Annotated in this window: 21 protein-coding genes; 6 read left to right on the top strand and 15 right to left on the bottom strand. The window is 66.9% G+C overall.

The window, feature by feature from the left end:
- Positions 1–2: 2 nt before the first annotated feature.
- From DES47_RS17560 to DES47_RS17510, 11 genes are all read right to left on the bottom strand, one after another.
- Positions 3–359 carry an ArsR/SmtB family transcription factor gene (locus DES47_RS17560; protein WP_133702014.1) on the bottom strand — a complete coding sequence of 119 codons (357 nt, stop codon included), beginning with the start codon at positions 357–359 and terminating at the stop codon, positions 3–5.
- A gap of 76 nt (positions 360–435) precedes the next feature.
- A complete protein-coding gene (locus tag DES47_RS17555) occupies positions 436–756 on the bottom strand; it encodes a hypothetical protein (protein WP_133702013.1) in 321 nt (106 codons plus the stop codon).
- Positions 757–878: 122 nt separating this feature from the next.
- Positions 879–1,916 carry a class II fructose-bisphosphate aldolase gene (gene fba, locus DES47_RS17550; protein ID WP_133702012.1) on the bottom strand — a complete coding sequence of 346 codons (1,038 nt, stop codon included), beginning with the start codon at positions 1,914–1,916 and terminating at the stop codon, positions 879–881.
- A 12-nt stretch (positions 1,917–1,928) separates the two neighbouring features.
- Positions 1,929–2,621, bottom strand: coding sequence for an HAD-IA family hydrolase (locus DES47_RS17545; protein WP_133702011.1), 693 nt, complete (start codon positions 2,619–2,621; stop codon positions 1,929–1,931).
- On the bottom strand, positions 2,603–4,633 hold the full coding sequence (gene tkt, locus DES47_RS17540) for a transketolase (protein ID WP_133702010.1): 2,031 nt from the start codon (positions 4,631–4,633) through the stop codon (positions 2,603–2,605). The genes DES47_RS17545 and tkt overlap by 19 nt, the downstream gene beginning before the upstream one ends.
- Before the next feature lie 15 nt (positions 4,634–4,648).
- The gene (locus tag DES47_RS17535) at positions 4,649–5,530 is read right to left on the bottom strand and encodes a phosphoribulokinase (RefSeq protein WP_133702009.1); all 882 of its coding nucleotides are present in this window, start codon (positions 5,528–5,530) and stop codon (positions 4,649–4,651) included.
- A 10-nt stretch (positions 5,531–5,540) separates the two neighbouring features.
- Positions 5,541–6,632, bottom strand: a complete 1,092-nt coding sequence (locus tag DES47_RS17530; RefSeq protein WP_133702008.1) for a class 1 fructose-bisphosphatase — start codon at positions 6,630–6,632, stop codon at positions 5,541–5,543.
- A complete protein-coding gene (locus DES47_RS17525; RefSeq protein ID WP_133702007.1) occupies positions 6,629–7,363 on the bottom strand; it encodes an HAD-IA family hydrolase in 735 nt (244 codons plus the stop codon). The genes DES47_RS17530 and DES47_RS17525 overlap by 4 nt, the downstream gene beginning before the upstream one ends.
- Complete coding sequence (gene cbbX, locus DES47_RS17520) at positions 7,360–8,307, bottom strand: CbbX protein (RefSeq protein WP_133702006.1); 948 nt, start codon at positions 8,305–8,307, stop codon at positions 7,360–7,362. The genes DES47_RS17525 and cbbX overlap by 4 nt, the downstream gene beginning before the upstream one ends.
- 10 nt (positions 8,308–8,317) lie before the next feature.
- A complete protein-coding gene (locus tag DES47_RS17515; protein ID WP_133702005.1) occupies positions 8,318–8,752 on the bottom strand; it encodes a ribulose bisphosphate carboxylase small subunit in 435 nt (144 codons plus the stop codon).
- Between the two features lie 17 nt (positions 8,753–8,769).
- On the bottom strand, positions 8,770–10,236 hold the full coding sequence (locus tag DES47_RS17510) for a ribulose-bisphosphate carboxylase large subunit (RefSeq protein ID WP_133702004.1): 1,467 nt from the start codon (positions 10,234–10,236) through the stop codon (positions 8,770–8,772).
- Positions 10,237–10,343: 107 nt separating this feature from the next.
- Between DES47_RS17510 and DES47_RS17505 the strand changes: the two genes are divergently transcribed.
- From DES47_RS17505 to DES47_RS17495, 3 genes are all read left to right on the top strand, one after another.
- Positions 10,344–11,288, top strand: coding sequence for a LysR family transcriptional regulator (locus DES47_RS17505; protein WP_133702003.1), 945 nt, complete (start codon positions 10,344–10,346; stop codon positions 11,286–11,288).
- Positions 11,289–11,326: 38 nt separating this feature from the next.
- A complete protein-coding gene (locus DES47_RS17500) occupies positions 11,327–12,139 on the top strand; it encodes a substrate-binding periplasmic protein (protein WP_243748356.1) in 813 nt (270 codons plus the stop codon).
- 180 nt (positions 12,140–12,319) lie between these two features.
- Positions 12,320–13,255 (top strand): MBL fold metallo-hydrolase, encoded by a 936-nt coding sequence (locus DES47_RS17495; protein WP_133702002.1) that lies wholly within the window; start codon positions 12,320–12,322, stop codon positions 13,253–13,255.
- 25 nt (positions 13,256–13,280) lie between these two features.
- Here DES47_RS17495 and DES47_RS17490 read toward each other — a convergent pair whose 3' ends face one another.
- Positions 13,281–14,192, bottom strand: a complete 912-nt coding sequence (locus DES47_RS17490) for a diguanylate cyclase (protein WP_166652050.1) — start codon at positions 14,190–14,192, stop codon at positions 13,281–13,283.
- 308 nt (positions 14,193–14,500) lie between these two features.
- Between DES47_RS17490 and DES47_RS17485 the strand changes: the two genes are divergently transcribed.
- On the top strand, positions 14,501–14,854 hold the full coding sequence (locus tag DES47_RS17485) for a carboxymuconolactone decarboxylase family protein (protein ID WP_133702000.1): 354 nt from the start codon (positions 14,501–14,503) through the stop codon (positions 14,852–14,854).
- Positions 14,855–14,861: 7 nt separating this feature from the next.
- Here DES47_RS17485 and DES47_RS17480 read toward each other — a convergent pair whose 3' ends face one another.
- Positions 14,862–15,809: an MBL fold metallo-hydrolase gene (locus DES47_RS17480; protein ID WP_243748355.1), complete on the bottom strand. Its 948-nt coding sequence runs from the start codon at positions 15,807–15,809 to the stop codon at positions 14,862–14,864.
- A gap of 118 nt (positions 15,810–15,927) precedes the next feature.
- On the opposite strand from DES47_RS17480, the gene DES47_RS17475 reads away from it, so the two are divergent.
- The gene (locus DES47_RS17475) at positions 15,928–16,236 is read left to right on the top strand and encodes a c-type cytochrome (protein ID WP_208115040.1); all 309 of its coding nucleotides are present in this window, start codon (positions 15,928–15,930) and stop codon (positions 16,234–16,236) included.
- Positions 16,237–16,246: 10 nt separating this feature from the next.
- Positions 16,247–17,539 (top strand): NAD(P)/FAD-dependent oxidoreductase, encoded by a 1,293-nt coding sequence (locus DES47_RS17470; protein WP_133701998.1) that lies wholly within the window; start codon positions 16,247–16,249, stop codon positions 17,537–17,539.
- A 79-nt stretch (positions 17,540–17,618) separates the two neighbouring features.
- On the opposite strand, the gene DES47_RS17465 is transcribed toward DES47_RS17470, so the two are convergent.
- Together DES47_RS17465 and DES47_RS17460 are read right to left on the bottom strand one after the other, a co-directional pair.
- Positions 17,619–18,239: a c-type cytochrome gene (locus tag DES47_RS17465; protein WP_133701997.1), complete on the bottom strand. Its 621-nt coding sequence runs from the start codon at positions 18,237–18,239 to the stop codon at positions 17,619–17,621.
- 6 nt (positions 18,240–18,245) lie between these two features.
- A complete protein-coding gene (locus DES47_RS17460; protein WP_243748375.1) occupies positions 18,246–19,097 on the bottom strand; it encodes a sulfurtransferase in 852 nt (283 codons plus the stop codon).

Genomic DNA, 19,097 nt, shown 5'->3' with positions numbered 1-19,097 from the left:
TGTCAGCGCGCCCCGGCCGGCATCAAACGCTCCTTGGCGTCGATCTCGGTGTCGGGGTCCATCTCGATGGCCACCTGGGTGCAGACGGCCCGGCACAGCGCGGCGACGCGGTCGCTCTGCAGCTTGTAGTAGATCTGCGTGCCCTCGCGACGCTTGGACAGCACGCCGCTGCGGTACAGCGTGGACAGGTGCTGCGACATATTGGGCTGGGTGGTGTCGATCTCGCCCAGCAGCTCGGACACATTCTTCTCGCCATGGCAGACGGCGCTGATGATCTTCAGCCGTATCGGCGTGGACAGCAGCGAGAACAGTTCGGCGACCGATTCAAAGACTTTGTCTTCGGTGTTGCGAGCTTCCATGATTCCGTGGCGTGGTGGCGTGTCCTCATTGTATTCGCATTCAACGATATAGCCAGGCACGCCCGTTCATGTCAAGTCACTTGAACTTGTAGTGCTCCTTGTTCAGCACCGCGGCCACCGCCGTGGATTCCTCCGGGAACATGCCCAGATTCAGCTCGCTATTGCATTGCTCGACCATGCCGCGCAAGGCACCGGCCGTCTTGACGCGCTCCATCGGCCGGTAGACACCGGAACCATCGCCGCCGAACTTGCGCGCGTGGCACTCCGCACAGCGATGCTCCTTGATCAGGCGCTGGCCCAGGGCCAGGTCGGCGCCCTTGAAAATATCTGCGCCCTCCTGGGCGAGTGCCGGTGCGCCCAACAGGCTGGCCAACAAGAATCCGTAGACCTGACGCATGGCACCTCCGCTTGCAAGCCCCCTCGGGCCCGGACCAACGATACTACGTCGGACCAGGCCTCTTTGGCACCCGACAAAACCCAGCCGGCCAGGGCCTCGGGGCCGGCTGCCGACAGCCGGTTTCAGCGGTAGCGAGGCAGCATCGCCTCCAGCGGCAAGGGCCTGATCCTGGGCGCCTGACCGGCGCAGCCAAAGGCCTCGAAGCGCTGCACGCACAACTCCCTGGCCGCCAGGCGGGCGGCGGCAAAGGCCTTGCGCGGGTCGAACTCGGCCGGCTGCTCGCTCATCAGCCTGCGCATCGCACCGAACATCACCAGCCGGATATCGGTGTCGATATTGATCTTGCGCACGCCGCTCCTGATGCCACGCTGTATCTCTTCCACCGGCACGCCGAAGGTCTCGCGGATCTCGCCGCCGAACTGCCGGATGATGGCCAGCCACTCCTGCGGCACGCTGGACGAGCCGTGCATGACCAGATGGGTGTCAGGCACGGCCGCGTGAATCTCTGCGATGCGGGCCATGGCCAGGATGTCGCCGGTGGGCGCGCGACTGAACTTGTAGGCACCATGGCTGGTGCCGATGGCGATGGCCAGCGCGTCAACGCCGGTGGCGGCCACGAATTCGCGGGCCTGGGCCGGATCGGTCAGCAGCTGCTCGTGGCTGAGCTTGCCAGCAGCGCCGACGCCATCCTCCTCCCCTGCCTCGCCGCTCTCCAGCGAACCGAGACAGCCCAGTTCGCCCTCCACCGACACACCCACCGCATGGGCCAGCGCGCACGCACGCCGCGTGACCTCGACGTTGTACTCGTAGCTGGCCGGTGTCTTGGCATCCTCGCGCAGCGAACCGTCCATCATCACGCTGGTGAAGCCCGAGCGTATGGCCTGCACGCACACCGCCACCGAGGCGCCATGGTCCTGGTGCAGCACCACCGGAATGTCCGGGTGGGCCTCGACGGCGGCCAGCACCAGATGCCGCAGATAGGCCTCGCCGGCGTACTTGCGCGCCCCCGCCGACGCCTGCAGTATCACCGGCGACCGGGTCGCCTGCGCGGCCTCCATGATGGCCTGCACCTGCTCCATATTGTTGACGTTGAAGGCCGGCACGCCATAGCCCTGCTCGGCGGCGTGGTCCAGCACTTGTCTCAGCGATACCAGGGCCATGACGGCCTCCTTTCAATGGGTGGATGGCGGCGCCAGCACATGAGCGGCAAGCTCGCTGAGGCTGGCGAAAATCCGTTGCGGGCGCGCGTTGGCGATCGGCTCGCCGGCGTTGTAGCCATAGGGCACGGCCCAGGCGGCCAGCCCGGCATTGCGGGCGGCGTCGATATCGGTGCGCGAGTCCCCGACATGGGCGCTGCGCGTGGTGCATACGCCCAGCTCCCGGGCCACATGTCGCAGCACGCTGGCGTGGGGCTTCTTCTGCGCCAGGCTGTCGCCGCCGATCAGCAGGTCGAACATAGGCTCCAGCCGGGTCGCCTGCAGCACGCGCCGTGCATGTCGCAGCTCCTTGTTGGTCACGCAGGCCGTCTTGATGCCGGCGATCCGCAGCCGGGCCAGCGCCTCGCGGGCGCCCTCATAGACCACGGCCGCGCTGCCGCTGGTGAGGGCGTAGTGGCGGTCCAGACTGACCAGCAACGCATCGATGTCCAGGCGCTCGCTGAGCGAGGGGTTCTCGTGGAAGATGCGGGCCAGCAGCTTGAGCATCAGCTCGCGCGTGCCGGCGCCTATCAGCAGGGTGATCTCGGCCGTCGGGCGCCGCGCCAGGCCATGCTCCTCCAGGGCCCGGTTCACCGCCTCGGCAATCTCGCCGGCCGTGTCGACCAGGGTGCCGTCCAGGTCGAAGCTGATCAGTTGGTAGTCGTGCATGCCGCCTCCTCCTGGGCCAGGGTCTGCCGCACCAGCGCGACCAGCTTCGCGGCACTGAAGCCGAACAGCTCGAACAGCGCGCCGGCCGGTGCGGACTCGCCGAAGCGGTCCAGCCCCAGCGCCGCCACGCAGCCGTAGTGCCCCCAGCCCCGGGTGCTGCCGGCCTCGACGCCGATGCGCGGCACGGCCCTCGGCCCGAGCACCGCCTCTCGGTAGGCCCGCTCCTGGCGGTCGAACAGCGAGCTCGATGGCAGCGAGACCACACGCACCGGCAGGCCCTGCTCGTCCAGCAGGCGTTGCGCGGCCATGGCCAGCTGCAGCTCCGAGCCGCTGGCGATCAGCACGGCACGGGGCTGCGGCCGGTCCGACAGCACATAGCCACCGCGGGCGATGGCCACCACCTGCTCCGGCGTGCGCGGCTGCGCCGGCAGGGCCTGGCGGGTCAGCAGCAGGGCGCAGGGGCGCTCACGCTGCTGCAGCGCGGCGATCCAGGCGGTGGCGGTCTCGGCCGCGTCGCCGGGGCGCCACACGTCCAGGCCCGGGATCAGGCGCAGGCTCTCGGCATGCTCGACCGGCTGATGCGTGGGGCCGTCCTCGCCCAGGCCTATCGAGTCATGGGTGAACACATGGATCACCTGCTGCTTCATCAGCGCGGCCATGCGGATCGCATTGCGGCTGTAGTCGCTGAAGGTCAGGAAGGTGCCGCCGTAGGGAATCAGCCCGCCGTGCAGGGCCATGCCGTTCATCAAGGCGGCCATGCCGAACTCGCGCACGCCGTAGCTGAGGTGGCGGCCTGCGAAGTCATCCGGCATGACGCTGCCGCACCCGGGGAAGTCGGTCAGGTTGGAGCCGGTCAGGTCGGCACTGCCGCCCAGCAGCTCGGGCATCTGCGGTGCCAGCGCGGCCAGCAGCTGCTGCGAGGCCTTGCGCGTGGCAACGGCCTCCTGCCGCTGCGCGGTGGCGGCCAGGGTCTTGAAGGCCAGCATCTCGAAGCCGGGCGGCAGCTCGCGCCTGATCACCCGCCGCTCGAACTCGGCCGCCAGCTGCGGGTGGGCGTCGCGGTAGGCGGCGAAGCGCCGCTGCCAGTCGCGCTGCAGGGCCGCGCCGCGCTCGCGCGCATCCCAGGCCTGGCGCACACCTTCGGGAATCTCGAACGGGCCATGGGGCCAGCCGATAACGGCGCGGGTGGCGGCGATCTCGGCCGCGCCCAACGGCTCGCCATGGGCCTTGGCCGTGCCGGCGCGGCCCGGCGAGCCGGCGCCGATGGTGGTGCGGCAGATGATCAACGTGGGCCGCTCGGCATGGGCCCTCGCATGGGCCAGTGCCTGCGCCACCGCCTCGACATCGTGCCCATCCAGCGGCCCCAGCACCTGCCAGCCGTAGGCCTCGAAGCGGGCGGCCGTGTCGTCGGCGAACCAGCCTTCGATCTTGCCGTCGATGGAGATGCCGTTGGCGTCGTAGAGCGCGATCAGCTTGCCCAGCTTGAGGGTGCCGGCCAGCGAACAGGCCTCGTGGCTGATGCCCTCCATCAGGCAACCATCGCCGAGGAAGACATAGCTGTGGTGGTCGACGACGGCATGTCCCGGCCGATTGAACTGCTCGGCCAGCAGCCGCTCGGCCAGGGCGAACCCCACCGCATTGGCCAGCCCCTGGCCCAGCGGGCCGGTGGTCGTTTCGACGCCGGGGGTCAGGCCATGCTCGGGGTGACCGGGCGTCTTGCTGTGCAGCTGGCGGAAGGCCTTCAACTCCTCGATGGACAGGTCGTAGCCGCTCAGGTGCAGCAGCGCGTAAAGCAGCATCGAGGCGTGGCCGTTGGACAGCACGAAGCGGTCGCGGTCCGGCCATTGCGGGTCGGCCGGGTTGTGGCGAAGCGCCCCGCCCCACAGCGCGACGGCCATCTCGGCCATGCCCATCGGTGCGCCAGGGTGGCCGGAGTTGGCGGCCTGCACCGCGTCCATGGCCAGCGCGCGCAGGGCGTTGGCTTGGGTCTTCTGAATCGTCGTGGTCGTCATGTGCGTGCTCCCGTATCAGAGTGAGAGCGCGCGCTGACGCCGCTCCATCATGCGCCAGATGAAGGGCGTGAAGATCAGCTGCATGGCCAGTTCCATCTTGCCGCCGGGCACCACGATGGTGTTGGCGCGCGACATGAAGGAGTCGTGGATCATGCTCAGCAGGTACTGGAAGTCGATGCCCTTGGGCTGGGCGAAGCGGATCACCACCATGCTCTCGTCGGGCGACGGAATGTCGCGCGAGATGAAGGGGTTGGAGGTGTCCACCATCGGCACGCGCTGGAAGTTCACATGGGTATGGGCGAACTGCGGGCAGATGTAGTGCACGTAGTCGGGCATGCGGCGCAGGATGGTGTCGGTCACCGCCTCGGCCGAGTAGCCGCGCACGTTCTTGTCGCGCCAGAGTTTTTGAATCCACTCCAGGTTGATCACCGGCACCACGCCGATCAGCAGGTCGGGATAGCGGGCGATGTCCACCTGCTCGGTGACCACGGCGCCGTGCAGGCCCTCGTAGAACAGCATGTCGGTATCGGGCTTGAGGTCTTCCCAGGCGGTGAAGGTGCCGGGCTCCTGGGCATAGGGCGCGGCCTCGACCGGATCGTGCAGATAGCGTCGGCGCCGGCCCGAGCCGCATTCGCTGTAGCTGCGGAACAGGTTCTCCAGTTCGGGGAAGAGATTGTTCTCCGGCCCGAAGTGGCTGAAGTGCTCGTTGCCGGAAGCCTCGGCCTCGGCCTGGCGGGCGCGCATTTCCTTGCGGTCGTAGCGGTGGAAGCTGTCACCCTCGATGACGGCGGCCTTGACGTTCTCGCGGCGAAAGATGTTCTCGAAGGTGCGGGTCACCGACGAGGTGCCGGCACCGGAGCTGCCGGTGATGGCGATGATGGGGTGGCGTTCTGACATGGCGGGCTCTCTAGTCTCTGAACAGGCTGCGGGGCGCGAACAGCGGCGCCGGGGCGACATCGGGGGCTGGCTCGTGGTGGTAGCGCTCGATGCGCTCGACCTCGTCGCGCGAGCCGAACACCAGCGGAATTCGCTGGTGCAGGCTGCTCGGCACGACGCCCAGCATCGGCTGGCGGCCGGTGCTGGCGCGGCCGCCGGCCTGCTCCATCAGCAGGGCGATGGGGTTGGCCTCGTAGAGCAGGCGCAGGCGGCCGGGCTTGCTCACGTCCTTGCTGTCGCGCGGGTAGAGAAACACGCCGCCGCGCATCAGGATGCGGTGCGCCTCGGCCACCATCGACGCGATCCAACGCATATTGAAGTCCTTGCCGCGGGCGCCTACCTTGCCGGCCAGGCATTCGTCCACATAGCGCTTGACGGGCGGCTCCCAGAAGCGGCTGTTGGAGCTGTTGATGGCGAACTCGCGCGTCTGCTCGGGCACCCGCAGCGCCGGATGGGTGAGCAGGAACTCGCCCAGCTCGGGGTCCAGCGTGAAGCCCACCGTGCCCTCGCCCACCGTCAGCACCAGCATCGTCGCCGGACCGTAGATCGCATAGCCGGCGGCCACCTGGGCGGCGCCGGGCTGCAGGAAGTCGGCCTCACAGAGCTCGTGCTCGCCCGCGATCAGCTCGGCCGGCGCGCGCAGGATCGAGAAGATGCTGCCCACCGCCACATTGACATCGATATTGGAGGAACCGTCGAGCGGGTCGAACACGAGCAGGTACTTGCCGCGGGGATAGGCCTCGGGAATAGGCTGCGGCAGCTCCATTTCCTCGGAGGCCAGGCCGGCCAGATGGCCGCTCCACTCGTTCATGCGCAGGAACAGCTGGTTGGACAGCACATCCAGCGGCTTTTGCTCCTCGCCCTGAACGTTGGTGTCGCCTGCCGCCGGGCCGCCCTCGGCCAGCGCGCCGCGCGCGACGATGCGGGCGATGGCCTTGCAGGCCAGGGCGATGTCCAGTAACAGGGCGTTCAGGTCGCCGCTGGCGCCGGGGAAGCGGCGGCGCTGCTCGATCAGGTAGCGGGTCAGGGTCCAGCGCGGGATGTCGGGCTTGTTGTCGGTCATGGTAATTCCAGGCAAGTCAGGGATTCGGCATGCCATTCGCGCAGGCGCTCTGGCGTCAGGCCCTGCAGCGACTCGCATACCCGCAGGGCGGAGGCGAAGTCGTGGTGCGCCGTGAAGGCGGTGGGGGTGATGACAGTAGCAAGACCTGCCCCTCTGGCGGCGGCCAGGCCATTACCCGAGTCCTCGAACGCCAGACAGGCGCGGGCGTCCATGCCCAGCCGGGCCAGCGTCTGGCGATAGACCTGCGGGTGCGGCTTCTTCAGCGGGGCGGTCGAGGCGTCCTCGACGACCGCGAATCGGTACGACCAGTCCGGTCCCAGCGTACGGCGCAGCAAGGCGCCGATATTGACCGGCGAGGTGGTGGTGGCGATGGCCAGCCGCAGGCCGGCGGCCGGTGCGGCTTCGATCAGGGCCTGCACTCCCGGGCGCAGCTGCAGCGCGCCGGCCGCCACCCGCCGCTCGTAAGCGGCGGTCTTGAGCTCGTGCAGGCGGTCTATCGTCGCGTCCAGCGCCAGTGCATCAAGGGCGCGCAGGTCCGGCTGCATGCGCTGCCGGAAAGCGCGGATGCGCTCCCGACCGCCCGAGATCTGCAGCAGCTCGGTGTACAGCGCCGGGCCCCAGTCCCAGCCCAGCCCTTCCTCGGCAAAGGCCTCGTTGAAGGCCTGGCGATGCAGTTCCTCGGTATCGGCCAGCGTGCCATCGACATCGAAGATCAAGGCGGAAAGTCTCATGGCCGCAGCTCCTGGGAGAACACGCGGCTGGCCAGGATGTCGGCCGGCTCCAGCGTGGACAGCGCCACCGCGTCGAGCACGCGCTCGCGGTCAAGGTAGAGCCGGCTGGCCTGGCGCAGGCGGGCACGTTCCAACGCGTTGCGCACGCTGCGCGCGTTGGCGAAATGCGGTTGCTGCAGGCGCCTGCCCAGATAGGACTCGAAGGCCTCGCGGGTGCCGACACCAAAGCGGTAGTGGCTGGCCGCCAGCATCTTGTCGGCGATCTGCAGCAGCTCTTCGCCGCCGTAGTCGGGGAACTCGATGTGGTGCGCGATGCGCGAACTCAGGCCCGGGTTGGACTGGAAGAAGGTGTTCATCCGGTCCGCGTAGCCGGCCAATATCACCACCAGATCGTCACGCTGGTTTTCCATCACCTGCAGCAGGATCTCGATCGCCTCCTGGCCATAGTCGCGCTCGTTCTCGGGCCGGTAGAGGTAGTAGGCCTCATCGATGAAGAGCACGCCGCCCATCGCCTTTTTCAGCACCTCCTTGGTCTTGGGCGCGGTATGGCCGATGTACTGGCCGACCAGATCATCGCGCGTCACGGCCACCAGATGGCCTTTGCGCACATAGCCCAGCCGATGCAGGATCTCGGCCATGCGCAACGCCACCGTGGTCTTGCCGGTGCCGGGGTTGCCGGTGAAGCACATATGCAGCGACGGGCTGCTGGCCGCCAGACCATGGGCGGCCCGCAGGCGATCGATGACGAGCAAGGCGGCGATGTCGCGGATGCGCTGCTTGACCGGCGCCAGACCGACCAGCTCGCTGTCGAGCTCGGCCAGCACCGCCTCGACCTGGCTCTGCGCCAGCACCTCGGCGACGGTGCGCGGGGCGACCGGAGCCGCCGTCACTGGAATCGGCGCAGGGCTGGCAATGCCGGGGATGGCGTACAGCGGGGTGCTCATGGCCGCTGGCTCAGTAGCGCTGGCCTTCGGGCTTCGATGCCGCGTAGCCGCTGATGGTGTAGCGCATCGTGCGGCCATTGATTTCCTGGCGCTGCAGCATGAAGCCGGGCTCGTTGGGCGGGCGGTTGACAATGAAGCTCATCACGATCGACTCGATGCCTCGCGTCGAATCGAAGGCCATCAATCGGATGTAGTGACGCGGAAAGGCCTCACGGCAGCCCTTCAGCTCCAGCATCACGCCCGCCGCATCGCGCAGGTCGAACATGGGCATGCCATACATCTCCCAGTAGGTGTTGCGCGGATGCGGGTCATCGGTGTACTCGACGCTCCAGGCATAGCCCTTGGCCAGGCCGTAGTCGATCTGCGCGCGGATCTCGTCATCGGTCAGATCGGGCAGGAAGCTGAACTGGCCCTGGGTAATGCGGCCGGTGGGATTGCTCATCATGGTGCTGTGCTCCTGGCTCAGGCAACGGACGGGGTGGTGGCGAAATCGCTGGTGTCGGTGGACGCGTAGTTGAAGGACACGTCCTTCCAGGTCTCCAGCGCCTGGCGCAGCGGGCCGCAGAACTGGGCCGCCTGCTGCAGGATCCGCGGGCCCTCCTGCTTGATGTCACGGCCCTCGTTGCGCGCCTTGACCATGGCCTCCAGCGCCACACGGTTGGCCACGGCGCCGGCCTGGATGCCATCGGGGTGGCCGATGGTGCCGCCGCCGAACTGCAGGATCACGTCGTCGCCGAACAGGTCCAGCAGCTGGTGCATCTGGCCGGCGTGGATGCCGCCCGAGGCCACCGGCATGACCTTGCGCATATCGCACCAGTCCTGCTCGTAGAACAGGCCGCGGGCCAGGTCTTGCCTGGTGTAGCTGTCGCGGCAGACGTTGTAGTAGCCCTGCACCGTCATCGGGTCGCCCTCGAGCTTGCCGACCGCCGTGCCGGTGTGCAGGTGGTCCACACCGGCCAGGCGCAGCCACTTGGCCATCACACGGAAGCTCACGCCGTGGTTCTTCTGCCGCGTGTAGGTGCCGTGGCCGGCACGGTGCATGTGCACGATCATGTCGTGCTTGCGCGCCCAGTTGGCAATGCTCTGGATGGCGCTCCAGCCGATGATCAGGTCCACCATGATCACCACCGAGCCCAGCTCCTTGGCGAACTCGGCCCGCTCATAGATGTCTTCCATCGTCGCGCCGGTCACATTGAGGTAGCTGCCCTTGACCTCGCCGGTGGCGGCAGCGGCCTTGTTGACGCCGTCCATCACATAGAGGAAGCGGTCGCGCCAGTGCATGAAGGGCTGCGAGTTGATGTTCTCGTCGTCCTTCATGAAGTCCAGGCCGCCCTTCAGCCCTTCGTAGATCACGCGGCCGTAGTTGCGGCCCGACAGTCCCAGCTTGGGCTTGGTGGTGGCGCCCAGCAGCGGGCGGCCGAACTTGTCGAGCCGCTCGCGCTCGACCACCAGGCCGCAGGGCGGGCCCTTGAAGGTCTTGACCAGGGCCACCGGCATGCGGATGTCTTCCAGCCGCGCCGCCTTCAAGGGCTTGAAGCTGAACACATTGCCGATCAGGCTGGCCGTGATGTTGGCGATCGAGCCCTCTTCGAACAGGATGATGTCGTAGGCCACCCAGGCGAAGTACTGGCCGGGGATGCCGGGCACCGGGTCGACCTTGTAGGCCTTGGCACGGTAGCTGTCGCATGCCGTCAGGCGGTCGGTCCAGACCACGGTCCAGGTGGCCGTGCTGGATTCGCCGGCCACCGCCGCCGCTGCCTCGATGGCGTCCACGCCGTCCTGCGGCGTGATGCGGAACAGGCACAGCACATCGGTGTCCTTCGGGATGTAGTCGGCGTCCCAGTAGCCCATCTGGCGGTACTTCAGCACCCCGGCGCTGTAGCGCTTCTTGGCGTCGGTGATGACACCCTCTTCGACCGGCTTGTTCATTTGCGACTCCGTCAATTGCATTTCGGTGACGCAAATTTAAGTCTTCACTTAAATAAAGAGAATTCAGATATCATTTGAATTCAATTCAGCTTTTACTTAATCAAACCGTGCTCAACGCCACCTTCCGTCAGCTGCGCGTGTTCTGCGAGGTCGCCAAGATCCTCAGCTTCGCCCGTGCCGCGGAAGCGCTGCACCTGTCGCCCCCCGCGGTCACCATGCAGGTCAAGGAACTGGAGTCTCAGCTGGGCCTGCCGCTGTTCGAACGCCAGGGCCGCCAGGTCTCGTTGACCACGGCCGGCGAGTACTTCTTGGTCTACGCCCGGCGCCTGCTGGCCACGCTGAAGGAGGCCGACGACGCGATGGCCCGTTTCAAGGGCGCCGAGAGCGGCCTGCTGTCGGTGGGTCTCGTCAGTACGGCCAAGTACTTCGTGCCCCATCTGCTGGCCCGCTTCCACGACGAGCACCCCGGCGTCGAGGTCAAGCTATCGGTCTGCCAGAACCGCGAGCAGCTTGTCGCCCTGCTGCAGTCCGGCGACGTGGACCTGGCCGTGATGGGGCGCCCTCCCAAGGAACTGGCCACCCGCGCCGAGCCCTTTGCCGCCCATCCTCAGGTCTTTGTCGCGGCACCGACGCACCCGCTGTCGGCACTGGACCATGTACCGCTGGAGGCCCTGGCCAACCAGCGCTTCATCGCCCGCGAGGCCGGCTCGGGCACGCGCAAGGTGATGGACGTGTTTCTGCGCGAGCACCAGCTGGCCCCGCGCATCACGATGGAAATGCCCAGCAACGAGACCATCAAGCAGGCGGTGATCGCCGGCATGGGGGTGAGCTTTCTGTCGCTGCACACGCTCGGGCTGGAGCTGCGCACAGGTGTGCTCAAACTGCTCGACGTGGAGCAGACGCCGGTGATGCGCACCTGGAATCTGGTGCGCATGCAGAGCAAGCTGCTGTCACCGGCCGCCGAGGCCTTCCGCTACTTCATGCTCGAGCATGCGGAGCCGTATCTGCTGAAAAATGATAAAATCGCACTAAACCACGATCCTCTGCCCTGAACGCCGTCCGGCTGTTCAAAACCAATCAAAGCCCGACGATGAAGTCACGGTCCCCCGCGGTGGCGCTGTCGCGCCGGATGCGCCTCGCCGCGCAACTCTGCCTGGTGCTCGCCAACCCGGCCTGGGCCACCGAGTTGCCGGCCTGCTCGCGAACTTTCAGCCTGGCCTTCCATGACCATGGGATGCTCTATTCCAAGGTCACGCAAAGCGGCATCGACAAGGATGTGGCCGATGAACTGATCAAGCGCAGCGGCTGCCGATTCAGCCTCAGCGTGATGCCGCGCGCCCGCATCTGGCGCTCGATCGAATCGGGCGAACTGGACTTCAGCATGTCCGGCATCACCAATGAAGCGCGCGACAAGTACGCGGGCTTTGCCTGGTATCTGTTCAACAAGTACGAGCTGCTGGTGCGCAAGGACAGCGGCGTTGCCAGCATCGCGGAGTTCAGCAGCAATCCGCAGATGCGCATCGGCGGCATCCGCAGCTTCCGTTACAGCAGCAATCTCAACGCGCTCGTTGATCAGCTGACTTCCCAGGGCCGCTATATCGAGGTGGCCGACCACGAGCAGTTGCTGGCCATGCTCAAGCGCGACCGTATCCAGGCCATGATCATCGAGCCCTTCAACTACTCGCAGGTCGAGAACCGCGCGCTGCTAGCGCTGACCCGCACGCTGGACAGCGGGGACCCCGCCGTGCTGCACGGCCTGATCATGTCCAAGGCTGCCCTGCCCGAAGCCGAGCAGCGCAAATGGCGCTTGCTGGTCGACGGCATGCGCGCCGACGGCACGCTGCTGAAAATCATGCGGCGCTACTTTCCAGCCGAGGAGGCCAAGGCCTACCTCACGTTCTGAGCGCCCCTGAGCCGCCGCTTCGTCTACCCGAAAGACTGAGTTCCCCGCAACCGGTGGCACCATAAATCCGCAATCGCTTATATTCAGGGACCCGTGGGAGGGCAACTGCAGCGGCGGCAGCCTGGAGGGCGTCGTCGGCCATCCGACCGAGTGCCTGTCCAAGCCCTGAGGAAGACGGCCATGCCGAATCTGCAACGCTGGCCTTTGCTGCTGGCCCTGGTGCTGAACCTGCTGCCGATCCGGTCAGCACTGGCCGTCGAGGTGCGCTTTGATCCGGTCGCGCCGGGCATCTATGCCTTCATCGGCGAGCTGGGCGCGCGCACGCCGTCCAACGAAGGGCTGAACGCCAATCTCGGCCTGGTGCTGACGCCGGCGGGGGCGGTGCTGATCGACAGCGGCGCAACGCTGCAGGGTGCGCAGCAGATCCATGCGGCGATCCGCCGCGTCACGCCGCAGCCGGTGCGTTGGGTCATCAACACCGGCGGGCAGGACCACCGCTGGCTGGGCAACGCCTACTTCAAGGCTCTGGGTGCGCAGCTGATCGCCCATGCCGCCGGCGAAGCCGATATGAGGAACCGCGGCAATGATCATCTGAGCGCGCTCCGAGCGGCGCTGGGCGCGCAGGCGGATGGGACCGAGCCACTGCTGCCGGAGCGCTGGCTCCGGAATCCGGACGAGCGCCTGGAGCTGGGCGGAGTGCTGTTCGAGTTCAGGCACCGCGGCGGCGCCCATACGCCGGGCGACATGCTGGTCTGGCTGCCGCAACAGCGCCTGCTGTTCAGCGGCGATGTGGTCTATGTCGAGCGCATGCTCGGTGTGATTCCGGTCAGCCTGAGCAAGCCCTGGCTGGAGACCTTTGCCGAAATCGAGCGGCTCGCCCCTGCGCGCATCGTGCCCGGCCATGGCCGCGTGACCGATCTGGCCACCGCACAGGCCGATACCCGCGCCTACCTGCAGGCGCTGCGCGCGCACATGAAGCGGGCCGTCGACGAGGGTCAGGACATCGGCGCCGCCGTGAAGTCCTTCGATGCCAAGCCGTTTGCACGACTGCTCAATGCCGCCGAGCTGGGGCCGGGCAATGCCAGCAGGACCTACCTGGAACTGGAACGCGAGTGAACGCAGGCCTCGGTCCAGGGCGGGCTCAGGTCGATGTGGCCTCCCGGGCCAGCGCCATGACATGGCGGTCACGTCCGTTCAGCTTGCCCTGCAGCAGGGCACGGTCGGCCCGCATCAGGGTGGTCTGCAGCGAGTCCTCGTTGAGTGCCTCCGCCAGGCCTATCGTTGCCGTCAGGCGCAAGCCCCGTCCGAGCCCGAGTTCGATGCTCGCGCCACGCAGCGCCTCAAGCAGGCGACTGGCCGCCAGCTCGGCGGCGGCCACATCGTCGCAGCGCAGCAGGGCCAGGAACTCCTCGCCGCCATAGCGGATCAGCGGGTCATTCTCGCGCAAGGCGACGCGCAGCGTCCGCGCCACGTGGACCAGAACCTCGTCGCCCGCGGGATGCCCAAACCGATCATTGACGCTCTTGAAATGGTCGACATCGATCATGGCGAGATAGCAGCGACGACCCTCGCGTCGGGCATCGCGCCGGCATTGGACGAAAACGGCGTCAAGTCCGTGCCGCAGCGGCAAGCCGGTCAGCACGTCGATGCTCCCGGTCACGCTCTCGATCGCATGTTTGAGTTCGGCCAGACTCGAAATCATCTGCCGCTGGCCCTCTTCGTAGGCCGTCAAGGCCGCCCTCAGATCCGAACGGCCTTCGAGCCGGGCCGAACCGAGCTCGCGTGCGCCGTCATGCATGCGCCCATGCGACTCGGCAACGGCCTGGGTCAATTCGGCGTCGATAGCGCTCAGCTGAGCATGCTCGCGCTGCAACCACAGACCAAGATGGCAGCGCTCGTGGGCGCCAGGGCGCAGAAGGCCCTCGGCAGGAGCTTCGCCCAGAAGCACGCTGCGGAACAGGCCCTGATTCCAGCTCAGGTGGTCCTGCACCGCTGCATCGATGCCGTCAAGCAGGCGGCTCAGCGATTCGACCGAGCCGTTGACGAGGTCCATCCCTGCTGCCGACGCCCGCATCATGGACGATCAGGCCGCCCGGCGGCCGGCCCCTGCCAACGGCGAGACGGCCGCCCGGAAGGTCGCCGCAGCGGCGACCAAGCACGGTGGGAGGTGGAAGCTGTTGAGCAAAGGGGACTCAGGTTGAAGCGCCGCGAGAGTGCAGTCGCGACCGTCACCTGACTGCAAGCAGATTGCATCATTCATTCAATTGTGCCTGTCCCACCTTGATGGGCCTTGCTCGACATCAAGGCCTGAGCGCCCTCGTCGGGTAAATATATTCGCCACAACTTATTCAAGGATTCCTCATGAGCAAGCAGTACCGCGCCATCACCGCCGAAGTCTCGGCCTCGCTGGTCAAGCTGCGGGCCGACATGCCCGACACGACCCGCGGCTTCTCTGCGCTGGCACAGGCCGCCACCAAGGACGGCGCGCTTGACAAGAAGACCAAGGAGCTGATCGCGATGGCGCTGTCGGTGGCCGCGCGCTGCGACCCCTGCCTGGGCTTTCACGCCGAGGCCCTGGTCAAGCTCGGCTGCAGCCGCGCCGAGTTCGAGGACATGCTGGGCATGTGCCTTTATATGGGCGGCGGGCCGGCGCTGATGTATGCCGCTCACGCCCTCGACGCGTTCGAGGAGTTTGGCGGCGAGACAAAAGCCTGAGCGGCGCTCAGCGCCCCTCCTGCTCCATCAGCAGATAGGTGTTGTAGGCATTGATGCGATTGGCCACGCCGAACAGCGGCAGCTTGGCGAAACGCGACCAGTCGGTGGCGGCATAGGCCTCCTCGAACGGCAGCATGTCGCGCGCGGCCGCACCCATAGTCTGGCGCAGATAGGCCAGATAGTCCCGGGTCATCTGCAGGTCCTCGCGGGCGGTGTTCGATACCGGACCATGGCCGGGGATGATGACGGTGGTGTCGAAGCCCAGCAGCTTGTCCAGCGCCCCTATCCACTTGCCGCTGTCGGCCTGCCCGACATAGGGCACGCGGCCACGGAACACCAGATCACCGGCCAGCAGCACCTTCAGCTGTGGCACATAGACCACCAGATCCTCCGGCGTGTGCGCCGGACCGGCTGGCTGCAGCAGGAAGTCCAGCCCGCCCAGACGCAACGTGGTCGGGCCGGCCAGCCAGCGGTCGGCCGGCACCAGCATTGTCTTCTCGTCGATCCAGGGAAACAGTTCCTCGCGGCTTGCCTGCAGGCGCAGTGCCGCCGTTTCGGAGTGCAGATAGACCTGGCCGTCGCGCTGGGCAATGATCTGCGCACCGGCGGCCTTGAAGACCTGCAGGCCATAGATGTGGTCGGCGTGGTAATGCGTCACCACCAGATAGCGCACCGGCTTGGGCGTGATGCGCCGGATCTCGTCCAGCAGCGCCTGGGCCAGGGCCGGCGAGCCCAGCGCATCCAGCACCAGCACGCCCTCGCTTGTGACGACGAAGGCGGCATTCGAGATGAAGTTCCGGTTGGCCGAGGAACCCAGCGCCGACTCGCCCTGCACCATCCAGGTCTGTGGCGCCACCTGCTGGGCGTGCAGGGCCTGGGCGCCGGCCCGAAGCGGCAATAGACCGGCAAGACCGAGCAGGACAGCGACCCGCACCCACGAGAAAATACTGTTCATCAGCATACACAGATATTAAGACCTATTTGCCCCACTGCAAGCTAGTGGTTAGTCCCGATAGGAGCCCGCGCGCAATGTAAAGATGCTGCTAGGCAGCCCGACCCAAAAGGAGACATCGATGATCAGCTTGAAAACACTGGCGCCCCTGGCCCTGGCGACCCTGGCCGGCATTTGCCAGGCCCAGGACGCCAACCTCGCCCGCAATCTCGCCGCCACCTGCGCCAACTGCCACGGCACTGCAGGCATTGCCAAGGGCGAGATGAAGACGCTGGCCGGCCGCAAGGAAGACGAATTGCTGAAGCTGCTGGCGGACTACCGCAGTGGCGCCCAGCCAGCCACGATCATGCACCAGATCGTCAAGGGCTATACCGAGGACCAGCTCAAGCTGGTGGTCAAGCACTTCGCCGCCCTGCCGGCAAAACCCTGAGGAACGCGCCATGTACAAAGCATCGATCAAACCGGCGCTGAACCGACGCCACCTGCTGCTGGGCGGCCTTGCCGCCACCGGCCTGAGCCTGAGCGGCTGCGCCAGCCTGGGCGGCGGCCCCTCGATCGGCCGTGTGGTCGTGATCGGCGGGGGCTTCGGCGGAGCCACCGCGGCGCGATACCTGAAGCTGTGGGGCGGCAATGTGGACGTGACGCTGATCGAGCGCCAGGCCAGCTTCGTCTCCTGCCCCATCTCCAATCTGGTGCTCGGCGGCCACAAGCGGATGGCCGACATCACGCGCGGCTATGACGGGCTGAAAGCCATGGGTGTCAAGATGCTGCAGGGCGAGGTCACGGCCATCGATGCCGCGGCCAAGACGGTGCGCCTGGCCGACGGCAGCAGCGTGGCCTATGACCGGCTGATACTCTCACCCGGCATCGACTTCATGCTCGACGGTATCGGCGGCCTGAAAGCGGCGCTCGACGCGGGTCAGGTCATGCACGCCTGGAAGGCCGGCCCGCAGACCATGGCCCTGCGCAAGCAGCTGGAGGCCATGCCCGATGGCGGCGTGTTCGCGATGAGCATCCCCAAGGCCCCCTACCGCTGTCCCCCCGGCCCCTACGAGCGGGCCTGCATGGTGGCCAGCTACCTGAAGCAGTACAAGCCCAAGTCCAAGCTGCTGGTGCTCGACGCCAACCCCGAGATCACCTCCAAGAAGGCCCTGTTCGAGCGGGCCTTCAAGCAGCACTACGACGGCCTGCTGGAATACCGGGCCAATGCCGAGCTGAAGGAGGTGGCCAATGGCGGCAAGCTGGCCAAGCTGGAGTTCGAGGACGTCAGGGCCGACGTGCTCAATGTGATCCCACCGCAGCGCGCGTCCGATCTGGCCCTGAAGGCCGGCCTGGTCAATGTCAACCAGCGCTGGAGCGGCGTGAACTGGCTGACAATGGAGTCCACCGCGACGCCGTTTGTGCATGTGCTGGGCGACGCCACCTTCCCCGGGCCGGGAATGCCCAAGTCCGGTCATATGGCCAACCAGCAGGCCAAGGTGGCCGCGGCGGCCATCATCCAGTTGCTCAAGGGCGAGGCGGTCAATGCCACGCCGGTGGTGATGAACACCTGCTACAGCTTCGTGACCGCCAAGGACGTGGTCCATGTGGCCTCGGTGCACCAGTACGACGCCGCCGACAAGACCTTCAAGCCGGTGCCCGGCTCGGGTGGGGTGTCAGCCGGAGCGAACCAGATCGAGGGTCGTTATGCCCTGTCCTGGGCCGACAACATCTGGACGGACATGCTGGGGTAAGCAGGGACCGAGGACCGGCCCTGCGGCCGGTTCGACGCCCTGCGAACGCCAGGCCGCTTGCAAGCGGCCTGGCCGGGGGTCAGTTCAACCCACTGAGATAGGCGGCCACGGCCTTCAGTTCCAGCTCGCTGAGCTTGCTGGCAATGGCGTGCATCACCGCATTGTCATTGGTGCGCTCGCGCTTGTTGAACAGCTTCAACTGGTTCTCCGTGTACTGCGCATGCTGACCGGCCAGGCGCGGCAACTGTGGCGTGCCATAGGCCTTCTCCCCGTGGCAGGACGCGCAGGCCGCCACACCGCTGAACGGGTTGCCGCGCATGAAGACGAAGCGACCGACCTGGGCCAGATCGGCATCCTCGACCTGATGGGCCACCGGCTTGCGGCTCTCAAAGTACTTGCCCAGCGCGGCAAAGTCGGTGGCGGTAAGCCCTTCCACCATCGGCTGCATGGTCGTGCTCCTGCGCTTGCCGCTCTGGTAGTCGGCCAACTGCCGGGCCATATAGGCGCCATGCTGGCCTGCCAGCCGTGGAAACACCGGGCTGGAGCTTTCGCCGTCGGCGCCGTGGCAGATGAAGCACTTGCCCTGGACGATTTCCTCGGCGCGCGCCAGCTCGGCGGCCGGCGTCTGCGCCTGGCTCAGCAGAGGGCTCAGCGCGACAAGGGCCTGCAGCAGACCGCGGATGATGGATGGCGTCTTCATGGCCGCCTACTGTAGAGGAATCGCGCCCTCGACCGGGCGCTTCTCCAAGGTCCACTGGTGCATCGAGCCGTCATAGAGCCGGGCGTTCTTGTGGCCCAGCAGTTCGGACATCACGAACCAAGGCCCGGAGGCCAGATGGCCGCTGTTGCAATAGGCGATGCTGGGCTTGTCGGCATCGACGCCGGTAACGGCCGCAATGCCGCGGTAGGTGGCCAGGCTGTGCAGCTTGACCGCACCTCCGCTGACCGGCCGGGTCAGCAGTTCCGGCGGCAACACCTTGGCGCCGGGGATATGCCCGGCGGCATGCACATAGTCGCGCCGGGCCAGGCCGTGGTACGAGCGCAGATCGCGACCGTCGATCAGCGTTGCCGACTTGCTGGCGACCGCGGCGGCCACCGCCTCGGAGTCGGCCCCGTAGCGGGCGCTGCGGTCGGCCTTGGCGCGCCAGCTACCGGTCTTGGCAGGCGCTGCGTCGCTGCTGTGGGCACGGCCTTCGAGCAGCCAGGCGGCCATGCCACCGTCGAGCACCGCGATATTGTCTTCGCCATAGACCTTGAGCTGCCAGTAGGCGCGCAGCGCATCGTCGAGATCAACCACATCGGTGCCCACCGGCACCAGCACGATGGGGCGGTCCGCATCGACGCCGACGGCCTGCATGATGGTCTCGAACGCGGCCATCTCCGGCAGCATGTACTTGACCGTCAGCTCACCGACCTTCTTGTCGGTGCGCAGCGGCTTGGTGTCCATCAGCCGCGCGCCGGGTATGTGGCCCCCGACCTCGACCAGGGTCTTCTTGCCGGTCTTGGCATCTGTCTCGAACTCGGGCGCGGCGGTGAAGCTCTTGGGGTTGCTGCGCAC

The organism is Roseateles toxinivorans (assembly GCF_004362525.1).
Taxonomy (GTDB): domain Bacteria; phylum Pseudomonadota; class Gammaproteobacteria; order Burkholderiales; family Burkholderiaceae_C; genus Paucibacter; species Paucibacter toxinivorans.
This window is presented reverse-complemented; position numbering and strand designations above follow the sequence as displayed.